Below are 14768 nucleotides of genomic sequence, written 5' to 3'. Positions count from 1 at the left end.
GAAGAGATCGAGGGCCAATGATGACAGATGTTATTGGCAATCGCAGCAAACCGGTTAACAGGTAGACTATTGTCAGAACCCCGACGTATGGGTCAGGGCAGGCAGTCAAACCGGAGGAGTCTTGGACCAGCAACCACGCACCAGCCGTTCCATCGATATCGACAGCGCGCAGCGCCATTACCAATGGCGTGATGTCTTCGCGCTGGCGCTCAAGCATAAGCCGCGCCTGGTCAAGGCGAACCTGCTGGCGATCATGGCGACGGTGATGAGTGTGCCGGTGCCCCTGCTGTTGCCGGTGCTGGTGGACGAGGTGTTGCTGGAGGAAGCGGGGCCGGTGCTGCCGGTGATGAACCGATTGCTGCCGGAAGCCTGGCAGCAGCCCGTGGTCTACATTGGCCTGATGGTGCTGGCGGCGTTTGCTCTGAGGTTGGCGGCGCTTTCCTTCAATGTCTTGCAGTCCCGGGAATTCTCCAAGGTGTCGAAGGACGTGGTCTTCCGGATCCGGTCCCGGTTACTCGGTCGTTTGCAGCGGGTGGCCATGTCTGAATACGAAACCCGGGGGTCCGGTGGAATCAGCAGTCATTTCATTACCGACCTGGACACCATGGACCAGTTTCTGGGGACCACCATCAGTCGCTTCCTGGTGGCAAGCCTGACGGTAACCGGGACGGCGCTGGTCCTGTTGTGGGTGCATTGGCAGTTGGCCCTGCTCATTCTGTTGTTCAACCCGCTGGTGATCTTTGCCACCATCCTGATTGGCAAGCGGGTCAAGGAACTCAAGCGCCGGGAGAACGCGGCGTATGAGGCGTTCCAGGGCGATCTCACCGAAACCCTGGATGCCATCCACCAGCTCCGGGCGGCGAACCGGGAAAAACACTACCTGCGCCAGCTGATCGATCGGGCCCGCACGGTTCGGGACCATGCCATCCAGTTCGAGTGGCGCAGCGATGCGGCTTCCCGGGCCAGCTTCGCGCTGTTCCAGTTCGGGGTTGATGTGTTCCGGGGCGCGGCCATGGTGACGGTGTTATTCAGCGATCTGAGCATCGGCATGATGTTCGCCATATTTGGCTACCTCTGGTTCATGCTGACCCCGGTGCAGGAGATGCTGAACATGCAGTATGCCTGGTTCGCCGCCAACGCGGCCCTGAGCCGCATCAACCGTCTTCTGGAACTGGAAGAGGAGCCTCGTTATCCGGCGCTGGAAAACCCGTTCCGGGGTCGCCACACAGTGGGGCTGACCCTCAGGGATGTTCATTTCAGCTACGACGGCGAGCCCGTATTGAGGGGCATAAACCTCGACCTGAAACCGGGCGAAAAAGTGGCGGTGGTGGGGGCCAGCGGCGGTGGCAAATCCACACTGGTTCAGGTCATCCTCGGTATGTATACGCCCCAGCGGGGGGAGGTCCTGATCGACGGCGTGCCGGTCCAGCGCATCGGGCTGCCCTGCCTGCGGGAGCACGTAGCCACCGTGCTGCAGCACCCGGCACTGTTCAATGACACCGTGCGCCAGAACCTTACGTTGGGGCGTGACAAGCCCGAGTCCGAGCTCTGGGAGGCCCTGCGCATCGCCCAACTGGATAAAACCGTTGCGATGATGCCCGACCAGCTCAATACCATGATCGGGCGCCAGGGCGTTCGCCTGTCAGGCGGCCAGCGGCAACGATTGGCGATCGCCCGGATGATCCTGTCGGACCCGTCGGTGGTCATCCTCGACGAAGCCACGTCGGCCCTGGATGCCGAGACCGAGTTCCAGTTGCACCGGGACCTGGAAGCCTTCCTGCGCCAACGCACCACCCTGATCATCGCCCACCGCCTGAGTGCGGTGAAACGGGCCGATCGTGCTTGCGTGTTTGAAGATGGCCGGATTATCGAGGAAGGCCATCACGACGAGCTGATCCAGCGCGAAGGACTTTATGCCCAGCTCTACGGAGAACGGCAGATGTAGTCATCGACCTTGGTCGGACATTCACTGGACGAATGCCGAACATTCACCGGGCGCAGTTGAACTCTGGTCAATCGGTGCAATAGTTATAGGTGACTTCACATCTCCGAGTCCTTGCACCAGTCTGTCCCGTATTGTGTATGAACCAATGTCGCGCGCACACTGATGCAAGGGCTTGCGCATGGCTCCTTGGCGCCCGTATAGCGGGGTTTGCCATGCTCAATCAGCCTTCCGGTATGTTCGGATAACGACGAAAAGGAGGCACCACATGTCGAACGACAGTCCCAGCAAAGACAGCCTGAATACCTTGTCCAGCCTGGATGCGGGTGGCAAGACCTACCACTACTACAGCTTGCCAAAGGCGGCGGACACCCTGGGTGATCTCAACCGGCTGCCGTTTTCCCTTAAGGTCCTGATGGAGAACCTGCTCCGCAACGAGGACGATACCACGGTCGATCGCAGCCACATCGACGCCATGGTGCAATGGCTGAAGGACCGCCGTTCCGAGACTGAGATCCAGTTTCGTCCGGCCCGTGTGCTGATGCAGGACTTTACCGGTGTGCCGGGGGTGGTTGACCTCGCTGCCATGCGCGAGGCCGTGAAGGCTGCGGGCAAGGACCCCGCCCTGATTAATCCGCTGTCACCGGTGGATCTGGTGATCGACCACTCGGTGATGGTGGATCATTTTGGCGATCCGTCGTCGTTCAAGGACAACGTCGCGATCGAGATGGAGCGCAACGAGGAGCGTTACGAGTTCCTGCGCTGGGGCCAACAGGCCTTTGACAACTTCCGGGTGGTGCCGCCGGGCACGGGGATCTGTCACCAGGTCAACCTCGAGTACCTGGGCAAGACCGTGTGGTCGAAAGACCAGGACGGCAAGACCTTTGCGTACCCGGACACCCTGGTTGGCACGGATTCCCATACCACCATGATCAATGGTCTGGGTATTCTGGGCTGGGGCGTTGGTGGTATCGAGGCCGAAGCCGCGATGCTGGGCCAGCCGGTGTCCATGCTGATTCCCGAAGTGGTCGGCTTCAAGGTTACCGGCAAGCTTCGGGAAGGCATTACCGCCACCGATCTGGTGCTGACGGTGACGGAAATGCTGCGCAAGAAAGGGGTCGTGGGCAAGTTCGTGGAATTCTACGGCGACGGTCTCAAGGACATGCCGGTGGCGGATCGGGCCACCATTGCCAATATGGCCCCCGAGTACGGGGCGACCTGCGGCTTCTTCCCGGTCGATGAGCAGACCATCAAGTACATGCGCCTGACCGGCCGCGAGGACGATCAGCTCGAGCTGGTGGAGGCCTATGCCAAGGCCCAAGGCCTCTGGCGGGAGCCGGGCCATGAGCCGATCTATACCGACACCCTGGAACTGGACATGGGCGAAGTCGAGGCCAGCCTGGCAGGTCCGAAGCGTCCCCAGGACCGGGTGGCCCTGAAGAACATGAAGGCGTCGTTCGAGTTGCTGATGGAGACCGCCGAGGGGCCGGCAGACTCCCGGGAGAGCAATCTGGAATCGGAAGGGGGGCAAACCGCTGTGGGCGTGGAGGACAGTTATGAACACCACGCCAGTCAGGATGTCGAGATGAATGGCGAATCCTTCCGCCTGCATCCCGGGGCGGTGGTGATTGCGGCGATTACCTCGTGTACCAACACCTCGAATCCGAGCGTGATGATGGCCGCTGGCCTGATCGCCCAAAAAGCCGTCCAGAAAGGCCTGAAAACCAAACCCTGGGTAAAGACTTCGCTGGCGCCGGGCTCCAAGGTGGTGACCGACTACCTGAGAGTTGGCGGGTTCCAGGACGATCTCGACGAACTGGGCTTCAACCTGGTCGGCTATGGCTGCACCACCTGCATCGGTAACTCGGGTCCGTTGCCGGATGCCGTTGAGAAAGCAGTCAACGATGGTGATCTGACCGTGGCATCCGTGCTCTCCGGTAACCGTAACTTTGAGGGGCGGGTGCATCCCCAGGTGAAGACCAACTGGTTAGCATCGCCGCCCCTGGTCGTAGCGTACGCGCTGGCCGGTAACGTCCGTCTGGATCTGGTTAAAGACCCTCTTGGCGTCGACAAGGACGGTAACCCGGTTTTCCTGAAGGACCTGTGGCCGAGCCAGCAGGAAATCGCGGAGGCTGTCGAAAAGGTAAAAACCGACATGTTCCGCAAGGAATACGCCGAAGTATTCGATGGCGACGCCACCTGGAAGGCCCTCAAGGTGCCCGAGAGCAAGGTGTACGAGTGGTCCGACAAGTCCACCTACATCCAGCATCCACCGTTCTTTGAAGGCATGGGGGAAGAGCCGGAAGCCATCGAGGACATCCGGGACGCCAACATCCTGGCGCTGATGGGGGATTCGGTGACCACCGATCACATTTCGCCCGCCGGCTCCTTCAAGCCGGATACACCGGCCGGCAAGTATCTGCAGGCGCAGGGTGTCGATCCGAAAGACTTCAACTCCTACGGCTCACGCCGCGGCAACCACGAAGTCATGATGCGTGGCACCTTTGCCAACGTCCGCATCCGCAATGAAATGCTCGACGGCGTAGAGGGTGGCTTCACCCGGCATGTGCCTTCGGGCGAGCAAATGCCCATCTACGATGCGGCCATGAAATACCAGGAAGAGGGTACGCCGCTGGTGGTCATCGCCGGCAAGGAATACGGCACCGGGTCCAGTCGCGACTGGGCGGCCAAGGGAACCCGCTTGCTCGGTGTCCGGGCGGTGGTGGCGGAATCCTATGAGCGGATTCACCGGTCCAACCTCATCGGTATGGGCGTGATGCCGCTGCAGTTTCCGGAAGGCACGGACCGCAAGAGCCTGAAGCTCACGGGTGAGGAAACGATCAGCATCGAGGGTCTGTCTGGCGACATCGAGCCCGGGCAGACCCTGACGATGACCGTGACCTACAAAGACGGCTCTACCGACACCTGCAAGCTGAAGTCGCGTATCGATACGGCCAACGAGGCGGTCTACTTCAAGCACGGAGGCATCCTGCACTACGTGGTGCGGGAAATGCTCAAGTCCGCGTAAACCCGCGTGACAGTGTGGGGCCCGGCGGAATGTTCCGTCGGGCCTCAGTGCGCTTCCTGCCTGACTGCCTGCGAAATAACCGGTAATTCCAGCCAGAACAGGGCACCGGCTCCCGGTGTCGAATGGTAGTCAACCGTGCCATCCATATGGGCCATCAGTTCCCGCGTGATGGCGAGCCCGAGCCCGGTGCCGCCCTTGGCTCTCCGGTCTGACGCATCCGCCTGGGAGAACTTCTGGAAAATCTGTTCCCGGAATCCCGGGGCCACCCCTTCTCCATGGTCCCTTACGCACAGCCGGATCCGGTCACGGTAGTTTTCGGTAAAGACTTTGACTTTGGCGCCGTCGGGAGAAAACTTGATGGCGTTGGAAAGCAGGTTGGTAAAGGCCTGGTCAAACCTTTGCCGGTCGACGCGGACTCCCACCGGGGCGATGGTATCGACGACCAGTTTTATCCGGCGTTCCTGGGCCAGTGGGTCGATGTTTTCAGCGCATTCCTGAACGAGCTCTGGCAGCCGGTGATCGCTGAATTTGAAGGTCATTTTTCCGGCCGCAAGTTTCTCGATGTCCAGCAAATCGTTGATCAGCATCGCCAGTTGCCGGCTGTTGCGGTAAGCGATCTGCGCCAGCTTGGAGGCCCGTTCCGGGAGTTCGCCCGCGGCGTTGTTGGCAAGCAATCCCAATGAGCCCGAGATGGAGGTAAGCGGGGTTCGCAGTTCATGACTGACGGTGGAAATAAACTCGCTCTTCAGGCGATCCACTTTTTTCTGTTCCGAGATGTCTTCGGTTATGAGCCAGATGACGGATTCACTGTCGCGGGCATCGAGCCGGAGCCCATGGAGCATCATCGGCACCAACTGCTGTTCCGCATTGGGGAAAAAGCCCTCCAGTCCACTGAATCGGACTTTCTTTTTCAGGGTGTCCCGAATGCCCGGTCTGGCAGCCTGAGGCCTGCCGTGGTGATCGAGGGGGCTGTCGAAAAAGGTCAGCGATTGCGCTGCGATGCCAAAGCTGCGTTTGAAAGCCTGGTTGGCCTGAAGCAGCACCCCGCGATGGGCACTGTAGAGCGCTATGCCAATCGGCGCGAGCTCAAACAGCCCCTTGAACCGGCGCTGCATTTTCCGGTCTTTCAGCAACAGGTTGGTGAGCCAGAAAGTGCCGGCGGTCACCACCAGAACCGTCAGGGCCAGCAAACCACGCACGAGCCAGGGCGCTTCGGGATGACTGGGCCAGCCGCGGACCGGTTCGGCGAAGAGGGTCCAACGGGTGCCGGGCATGTTCAGACTGGTCGTTACCGGGCTTTCCCACCGGTTGGAGCCTGTCCCCAGGAAGAAAGCGTCGCGGTTATCGGGGTCATCGGACGTCGACAGTCCGAACTTGAGGTCGTCGTCAAACGGGACCACACCGGCGGCCCGATAGAGTCGCTTCAGGTCCAGGATGACCGAGACGACCCCCCAGAACTCACCGGTCTGACTGTCGAAAATGGGAATGCGGCCCGCCAGCCCCTGGCCGCCCTGAACCAGGTTGATGGGGCCACTGAAAACCGCCCGGCGGGAATCGAGCATCAATTTGATCTGGTCCGGCGGCATGCTCTGGTGTGTCAGATTGAGTCCCAGTGCGGCCTCATTTCCCTCCATCGGGTAGATATTGCGAATGACGAATTCGGGAGCGAGGCCGATATTCCTCAGTTCCGGTGCCAGGCTGAAGATCACCGCGGCCAGTTCGCGAAAACGCTCTTCGTCAATGTCGGGCTGCACGGACACGTTGGCCGCCAGCCCCCAGACGGTCTGGATGTTCTGCAGGATGGTGCCCTGAAGTTTGAGGCTGAGATCATCAAGCCGCGCCTGCCACTGGTGGCGTACATCGGTTTTATGACGGCTGGTCCAGGAAGCATCGAGCGACACGGCCACGGCGACCATCAACAACAGGACACTAAGCCGGGAAGCCCAGATCAGCGAATGAAACAGTTTGTCCCGATTTTTTGAAGGCATGGCGTTCGTCTCACTGTCCGTTAGCTGGTCGGGATCTCGAGCCAGAAGCTTGCGCCCCGACCCTCGGTCGACTCGAAACCAACCCCGCCGCCCATCTGGGTCATGATCTCCCGTGTGATCGCCAGGCCGAGACCGGTGCCGCCCCTGCCTCGGGTGTTCGAACTGTCGGCCTGGGCAAATTTCTGGAAAATCCGGTGCCGGAAATTGTTCGGTATGCCCGGCCCCTGGTCCGAAACCTGAATGCGGAACTCCCCCCGGTCCAATCGGGTTCCCACGATCACTTCGCTGTGTGCCGGGGAAAACTTGATGGCGTTGGACAGCAGATTGGCCAGGGCCTGGTCAAGGCGGTGGCTGTCAACGGGGAGTTCCTGGTCCGGATGATGGTCGTCAAAGCGGACGGTGATGACCCGGTCAACGGCATAGGTGCGCATGCGATCAATGCAGTCCTCAATCAGGGGACTGACGGTTTGACGTTGCAGGCGAATTTTCATTTTGCCGGAGACCAGTTTTTCCATGTCCAGCAGATCGTCAATCAGTTGCTTCAGCTGGTCGCTGTTACGGGCCGCGATGGCGATCATTCGATCCACCTGTTCCGGCAACGCTCCCAATGCGCCACCGGCAATGAGACCCAGGGAGCCGGCAATGGACGTCAGCGGTGTCCGCAACTCATGGCTGACGGTGGAAATGAACTCGTTCTTCATCTGTTCCACCTTCTTGCGTTCGGATATGTCCTCAATCAGCGACCAGACCAGCGTACGACCCGATGCGTTGGTAATCAGGAGGCCCTGGATAACCGCGGGATAGGTGGAGTTATCCTTGCGCACGATGTCCTGTTCAAAAGGACCGAAACGGCCGGATTCCTCAAGTTCCGATAAGGCGCGACCGCGTAATCCGGTGAATTCGCCCTCGGGCAACAGTTGCTGGAAATCGAGCACCATGAACTCTTCCCGGGTGTAGCCCGTGGGCTCAAGCAAGGCCTGATTCACATCCAGGAAACTGACCTGATGGAAGTCGTTCAGGGCAATGCCGATGGGCGATAACTCGAACAGTCGCCGCAGTTCGTCCTCACTCTCTTGCAGGGCGAGCTGGATTCGTTTTTTGTCATCAATATCAGCAATGTAGCCGTGCCACATAATGCTCTTGTCTGCCAGGAGTTCCGGAGTTGCACGGCCCTCGACCCAGCGCCACTCACCGTCGCCACGGCGCGTACGGTATTGCTGCTGCCACACGGAAAGCTGCTGGGCCGATGCGGTGATACTGGCGCCAACGGTTGCAAGATCGTCCGGGTGTATGCGGGAGAAGACCGGCGATGCATCGTCAGAAACCTCCTCACTCTCGACGCCGTAGATTTCCCGTATGCCCGGTCCTGAAAACGGAAACGCCGACGAGCCGTCTGGCCACAGCCGGTACTGGTAAAGCATGCCCGGCGTCTGCTCTACCAGTTTGGTCAGGGTCTGAACGCTGATACGCCGTTCGAGGACGCCGGCCACCCAGCGTGCCAGCAGGGTGACAAACGTGACTTCCGTTTCGGAGAATCCCTGTTCTCGAGGCTCCGGCGAGGAAAAGTTGAGCGTGCCGAACAGTCGGTCATGGAGGTAGATGGGCGCGGCGACGTAGCTTTCGAGACCGAACAGCTCGTAACAGGGATGATCCCGGTAAGGCGAGCGTGCCATGTGCTCAATAGCCAGGCTGTCGTCCTGCTCCACCATGATCGAGCAGTAGGTATCGGGAAGCGAAAAACTGAGCCCTTCCTCAAGCCCGGCGTCCTCCGGCGCATTGAACCACAGAACGGTGTAAACGCTGCTGGTGATCTCGCTGACAATGGCAAGGGGCATGTCCAGGTACTCGGCTCCGAGACGCAACGCCTTGCGGATGCGTGCGTCGTCGTCCGTTTCCGGGTCCAGTGCAAGGTCGTTCAGAATGCTCAGGGCGGTGTTCTGCTGCTGCATCTTCTGCAGATTGGCCATCTCCGCGGAGACATCTGCATGGGTGCCGTACATTCGCAAGGGTTGGCCATCTTCGGTCCATTCGAAGACCCGGCCCCGATCATGAACCCACACCCAGTGCCCATTCTTGTGCTGCATCCGGCAGCGGCAGTCGTATTCGTCGAGGTCGCCAGCGAAATGGGCCATCAACAGTCGCTCTGATTCCCGTAAGTCCTCGGGATGGGCAAGGTTGAGCCAGGTCTGGATGCTGACCGGTTCCAGTTCCTCGAGCCGATATCCGCAGATTTGAGCCCAGCGTTCATTAAAGACAGTTTCGCCCGTCTGGATGTTCCATTCCCAGGTTCCGACCCGGGTGCCATCAATCACCGCCCGGGCCCGCCGCTCGCTCTGCTTGAGATTCTGGTAGAACTCCGAGGCAGCCTGCAGATTGATTTCCCGCTCGACACAATCGGCAAGCTCCCGAAGCAGGATGCGGTCGTCTCCGGAAAGGCGGCGTGGAGCTTGATCGATGATGCACAGCGTACCCAAGCGGAAGCCGTCGGCGCTGTGCAGGGGCGCGCCCGCGTAGAAGCGAATATGAGGGACCTTGGTGACCAGCGGATTGTCGTGGAAACGCTCGTCGTTGAGGGCATCTTCAATGACCAGAAGGTCCGAATGCAGGATCGCGTGGCCACAGAACGAAATGTCACGAGGCGTCTGGGGAACGTCCAGGCCCTGGCAGGATTTGAACCATTGCCGGTTACGGTCAACCAGGGTGACCAGCGCAATGGGAACACCGAAGATCCTGCGGGCCATGCGAGTGAGGCGATCAAACCGTTCCTCGGGGCTGGTGTCCAGTAACCCGGAACGGACCAGGGCGGCCTGTCGCCCCAGTTCGTTGGATGTGAATTCCGGCGCTTTCATGGTGTTTTCAGGCCTTTTGTGCGGCAGTGGGGAGCTCTATCCAGAAACTGGCCCCCTGATCGTAGTAGTACCCGATTCGGCCGTGCATCAGTGCGATCAGTTCCCGGCAGATGGCCAGCCCAAGCCCGGTGCCGGTGTTTGATCTGGTGCTTCCGGCTTCCGCCTGGGAAAAACGCTCGAACAGGCGTTCTACGAAACTCTCCGGCACGCCGTCACCATTGTCCTGAACAACGATGCGCAGTGACTGGTCGCCGCCCGGTTGAACCCGGATTTTCACATTGCCACGGGCGGGTGAGAACTTGATGGCATTGCTGACGAAGTTGTCGAGGATCTGGCGTAAGCGGTGAGGATCGGCGACGACGGTATGTCCGGGGTCGCACTCGGCTGTCAGAGTCACCTGGTGGTCGTTTGCCATGGCCTGATTGCCCGACACTGCTGCTTCGATAATCGGGGTTAACGGTTCCTGCCCCAGGGTGACGGCCATCTGGCCCGCAGACAGTTTGCTGAAGTCCAGCAAATCCGAAATCAGAAGTTGCAGTCGCTCACCGTTTCGAAGCGCCAACGTGTTCATCTGTTGGGCCCGTTCAGGCAGGTCTCCGGCGGCACCCGACTGGATCAGTCGCAGCGCACCATTAATCGAGGTCAGGGGCGTGCGCAGTTCGTGGCTCACGTTGGAGACAAAGTGCTCCTTCATCTGAGCAATGGAATCCCGTTCATCCATCAGGCGATTGAACGCCAGGGCGAGGTTCCGGACTTCACCCGGGCCGACGGGGTCCAGCCGGGCTGCCTCCGACGTATTCCGGACCATGTTCTCGATCTTGCGGGTCATGCGATCCAGAGGGGTGGTGGCTGACCGGCTGAGCAGATAGCTGACCACAGCAATCATCATCGCGATGCCCAGGCTGATCCCCAAAAATCGGCCGAACGAGGCCTCCGCCGGTGCTGTGGCCCAGTCGAAGGGGACCGCACGAACAAACTGCCAGCCAAGTTTCTGCAGATGACTGGTGGCGTATATCAGGACCTCGCCATCTGGCCCCTGGGTCTGGCCAAAGCTGATGCCGGACAACGCGGCATCGATCAGAGGGTTTGTGCCGGGGGGCGGCAAGGACTGGATACCTTTTTCGGGTGTCGGTCCACCTTCAATGTAGAGAAAGTTGTTGGTATCGATGACCTTGAATCTGGCGTCGTCGTTGGAAATTTCGCTCAGCATTTCCGCAGGAATGATGCTGGTTTCGCCCAGATTGATGGTGCCGCCAAGGAACCCGAGAAGGTCGCCGTCGTCGGTTTCAATGGGGGCGACGAAGGAAATCAGCGGGACGCCGGTTGTGCGGCCCATGATGGGCCGGCTGATGACCGGTTGCCGGGTTTCTATAGCCTCTTTGATATGTTGCCGGTCGGCATAATTCGTTCCGATTCGGCCGGGCACAGAGATCGTCTCTGCAATGGCCGTGGCCTTGTCATCGAACACCAGGATGCCGTCCGGGAACAGGGACTGCAGCAGTCGCTGTCTCTCAAGTTGTTCGCCAATGTCCTCAAGGCTGTGCAACCGGTCGCCATGGCTCAGCATACTGGCGGATTCCGCCAGAACATCCAGTTTCAACTGCAACCGCTGGTCAACTTCTGCTGAAATCCGGCGGGTTTCATACAGCTGCTGTTCGGTCAGGATGGTCTCAAAATCATCAACCAGGGCACTGTAGGCAATCAGCAGCACGGACCCGACAGTCGCAATGGTTCCGACGAGAATAATCAGGGCAATACGGGTGCCCAGTGAAAATGAGCGCAAACCGACTTCCTTCTGGTACTTTGCTGGAATTACTGCTTTGATGTCTCTCGGAGTCTGGCACATTCGAATAGTGGAGCAGATTACACTGAAGAGCCATGTCTGAAGAGAAAAAATCTGAAGTTGCAAGGAAGCTGGAACTTCTGAAGCTGCGGTTCAAGGAAAAAGCAACGACAGAGATTGGTCTCCTGCAGGGAGCCGTGGAACGCTTTCGTGCAGGTGATTATTGCGCCAGTGACATCACTTCGGTCTACCATTCCCTCCATCGACTATCCGGGTCCGCGGGCACCTTTGGATTTGCAGCCCTTGGTGAGGAAGCCCGATCGCTGGAAAGGCTGGTAAAGCCGCTGGCCGATACCGATGATGGTCTGCCGGAGCGGGGCCTGACAACGGCGCAGGTCCGTGAGGTCGTCAATGAGGCCTTCGTATCCCGGGTTGCGAATCTGGCAAGCCTTGTGTCCCAGGAGCAGGGGGCGCCCAAGCCCCATGACCCTTCCTCCCCGCTTATCTTCGGCAATAAAACAGAAGATTCGGTCGTGCTTATCGTGGACCCGGAGCCGGATTCGGCCCGTGACCTGACCTGCGGACTGGAGCACTACGGTTTCCTGGTCAACGTCTTTTCCTCGATCGAGAGCGCGCTGGCAAACGGGGCGGCGGGCGTTTCCGCCCTGGTCGTCAGGGATGAACTTGTGATCCGCGAGAGTGGGATCCTCGATGCGTTGGCGGTCAAACCCCCGATCATCTGTATTGGCGCCGAGGATTCCTTTACCGGGCGGTATGCGCTGGCAGAGCGCGGTGTCGACGGCTTTGTCTGTGAGCCAGTGGATATCCCGGTGCTGGCGGACTACATGGAACGGCTCATTACAGAACGCGATGAGGGCCGGTCCGGCCGAGTCATGATCGTGGATGATGACCCTGAATTGCTGGAACATTATGGACTGGTACTGGAGAACGGCGGGATGGAAGTCCGACGGGTGAACAATCCGGCCCAGATTCTGAGTGTCCTGTCGGAGTTCAGGCCCGACATCATGCTGATGGATGTGCAAATGGGGCAGTTCAGTGGCCTCAACCTGGCCCGGATGCTTCGATTCGATCCGGAATGGCTGGGTCTCCCGATCATTTATCTTTCCTCCGAGGAAGACCGGGAATTCCAGGTTGAGGCCCTGTCCCAGGGCGGTGATGATTTTCTTACCAAGCCGGTATCCGATAGGTTCCTGCTGCGAGCCGTTGCAGTGCGCTGTTACCGCGCGAGGCAACGGGACAAATTGGCCTCAAGGGACAGTCTGACCGGGCTGCTCAAGCATTCGTTGGCCAAATCGGAAATCCACAAGGAGCATGCCCGGTGCACGCGCCTGGGGCAGACGTCTGTCGTCGCAATGCTCGACCTCGATCACTTCAAACAGGTCAATGACCGGTATGGGCACCGAACCGGTGACCTGGTCATCAAGGGGCTGGCAAACCTGCTGCGGCACAGGCTCAGGAAGTCGGACATGATTGGCCGATACGGCGGCGAGGAATTCGTGGTCGCGCTGCCGGACTGTTCTGTCGAAGACGCTCAACGAGTCCTTCAGTCCGTGTGCGACCACATGTCCGGGATCGTATTCAGTGGCGGTGGCCGGGAATTTTCCGTGACTCTGAGCGTCGGGATGGCGCCGCTCGGAGATTTCCGGACCAGTGATGACGCCCTGGAAGCTGCGGATCAGGCCCTTTACCGGCGCAAGCAGAGCGGTCGCAACGGCGTCACAGTCAGTGGTGACGAACCGGAAACGGTCGGGACGGTCAGCTGATTTATGGATGCTCTGGTCGTTGAAGATGACGATCTGATGGCACTGAATCAGGCGCTGGTGACCAGTGAAGCGGCGCCGGCCAAAGAACGCAGCAAGCTGCTGCGACAACTCGGACTGGAAGACTGGCAGTCAACAGGGGACGACGAGGGACAGGACTATGCAGGAGGATGAGATGGCGGGTGCAGGTATCGAGCTTGAGAAAATCATGCTGGTTGAGGACGAGGAAGACATCCGCGCGGTGGCGGAACTGGCGCTCGAAGCCGTTGGTGGGTTTACCCTGAAAACCTGTGCCTCCGGCCAAAGCGCACTGGCGACCATTGCGGCGTTCCAGCCACAACTGATTGTGCTGGATGTGATGATGCCCGGCATGGATGGTCCGACCACCCTGAACGCGATCCGCCAGCAGCCGGGATTTGCCCGGACCCCCGCCGTTTTCATGACCGCAAAGGTGCAGCCCGATGAGGTCAGTGGTTATCTCTCCCAGGGCGCTGCCGCAGTGATTCCCAAGCCTTTCGATCCAATGGCATTGTCGGACCGGATTCGCGAGATATGGGACAGCCTGGCCCCGGATACCCACCCCGATTGACTTCATCTGGCGGCTCGCACTGGTGTCGCGGCCGGCGATTCGGTTACCCTGTGGGAATGAATCCCTGGCATCACCGAGGCCCCTGTCATGTCGTCTGAACCCTCCCAGAATGAGCTGAAAGCCAAGCTGAATCTGGAAACTTCCCGCATTCACTGGCACGACCTGCAAACCTATTTTGCCCGGGGGCAGGTGGTTCGGGTTGCGCCGGAACTCGACCTGCTGGAGGTGGCGACCGAGCTGGCAGCCGACAACAAATCCCGGTTCCAGCAATGGATGTCCGATGGCAAGGTGGGGGATATCCCTCCGGACCTGGCCCAAGCCTGGTACGACAACAACACCGAGCTGTGGGCGGTGGTGATTGCCCCGTGGGTACTGGTTCAGGATCGGTCTGGCCATGTCCTGCACTGACTTCACCGTTATTTCCGTATGAAACTGCACTATTTCCACGGTCGTAGCCCCCTGAAGGCACTGGTGATGGTTCGGCGCGAACACCGTCTCGAACTGTTTATCAAGCCGGTCGGTGAAGGGGCCTGGGCCCTGGTTGCCCTGACCGGCCCCGACCGTGGGCAGCCGGAGCGTCAGCATTGCCAGGGCCCCTGGCGGACCTTGGCGCGGGCCGAGTCGGTCCTGCGCAGTACCGCCGGGGCCTTGATGGGAAACGGCTATGAGCCGTGCCCGTCGGATTATGTGGTGTGGTCGGTGACTGCCCAGCGCCTGGCCCGTAATATACGCACTGACCAGGGTGCCGGCGCTGCCCGGACGACACTGGATCCCGACCAGTTCGAACCCATTGCCTGACTGAAAATCC

General features: G+C 59.8%; 10 protein-coding genes. 7 read left to right on the top strand and 3 right to left on the bottom strand.

All coding sequences use genetic code 11. The features are described from left to right. Positions 1-151 precede the first annotated feature (151 nt). Together K0B93_RS10780 and acnA are read left to right on the top strand one after the other, a co-directional pair. Complete coding sequence (locus K0B93_RS10780) at positions 152-1945, top strand: ABC transporter ATP-binding protein (protein ID WP_416383208.1); 1794 nt, start codon at positions 152-154, stop codon at positions 1943-1945. A 265-nt stretch (positions 1946-2210) separates the two neighbouring features. After that, positions 2211-4970 carry an aconitate hydratase AcnA gene (acnA, locus tag K0B93_RS10775; RefSeq protein ID WP_219867210.1) on the top strand — a complete coding sequence of 920 codons (2760 nt, stop codon included), beginning with the start codon at positions 2211-2213 and terminating at the stop codon, positions 4968-4970. A gap of 44 nt (positions 4971-5014) precedes the next feature. On the opposite strand, the gene K0B93_RS10770 is transcribed toward acnA, so the two are convergent. From K0B93_RS10770 to K0B93_RS10760, 3 genes are read right to left on the bottom strand one after another with little or no spacing between them, the layout of a single operon-like run. Continuing rightward, a complete protein-coding gene (locus K0B93_RS10770; protein WP_219867209.1) occupies positions 5015-6958 on the bottom strand; it encodes an ATP-binding protein in 1944 nt (647 codons plus the stop codon). Between the two features lie 20 nt (positions 6959-6978). After that, entirely contained in the window at positions 6979-9807 is a 2829-nt protein-coding gene (locus tag K0B93_RS10765) for a PAS domain-containing protein (RefSeq protein ID WP_219867208.1), read from the bottom strand. Positions 9808-9814: 7 nt separating this feature from the next. Continuing rightward, on the bottom strand, positions 9815-11590 hold the full coding sequence (locus tag K0B93_RS10760) for an ATP-binding protein (protein ID WP_219867207.1): 1776 nt from the start codon (positions 11588-11590) through the stop codon (positions 9815-9817). A 95-nt stretch (positions 11591-11685) separates the two neighbouring features. Between K0B93_RS10760 and K0B93_RS10755 the strand changes: the two genes are divergently transcribed. From K0B93_RS10755 to K0B93_RS10735, 5 genes are all read left to right on the top strand, one after another. Next, the gene (locus tag K0B93_RS10755; RefSeq protein ID WP_219867206.1) at positions 11686-13374 is read left to right on the top strand and encodes a diguanylate cyclase; all 1689 of its coding nucleotides are present in this window, start codon (positions 11686-11688) and stop codon (positions 13372-13374) included. Between the two features lie 3 nt (positions 13375-13377). Further along, positions 13378-13545 carry a hypothetical protein gene (locus tag K0B93_RS10750; RefSeq protein WP_219867205.1) on the top strand — a complete coding sequence of 56 codons (168 nt, stop codon included), beginning with the start codon at positions 13378-13380 and terminating at the stop codon, positions 13543-13545. Continuing rightward, positions 13532-13960 (top strand): response regulator, encoded by a 429-nt coding sequence (locus tag K0B93_RS10745; protein ID WP_228743349.1) that lies wholly within the window; start codon positions 13532-13534, stop codon positions 13958-13960. The genes K0B93_RS10750 and K0B93_RS10745 overlap by 14 nt, the downstream gene beginning before the upstream one ends. A gap of 87 nt (positions 13961-14047) precedes the next feature. After that, complete coding sequence (locus K0B93_RS10740; protein WP_219867204.1) at positions 14048-14368, top strand: DUF2288 domain-containing protein; 321 nt, start codon at positions 14048-14050, stop codon at positions 14366-14368. Between the two features lie 18 nt (positions 14369-14386). Next, positions 14387-14758: a hypothetical protein gene (locus tag K0B93_RS10735; RefSeq protein WP_219867203.1), complete on the top strand. Its 372-nt coding sequence runs from the start codon at positions 14387-14389 to the stop codon at positions 14756-14758. The last annotated feature ends 10 nt before the right edge of the window (positions 14759-14768 follow it).

This window comes from Marinobacter sp. F4218 (assembly GCF_019443085.1).
GTDB classification, from domain to species: Bacteria; Pseudomonadota; Gammaproteobacteria; order Pseudomonadales; family Oleiphilaceae; genus Marinobacter; species Marinobacter albus.
This window is presented reverse-complemented; position numbering and strand designations above follow the sequence as displayed.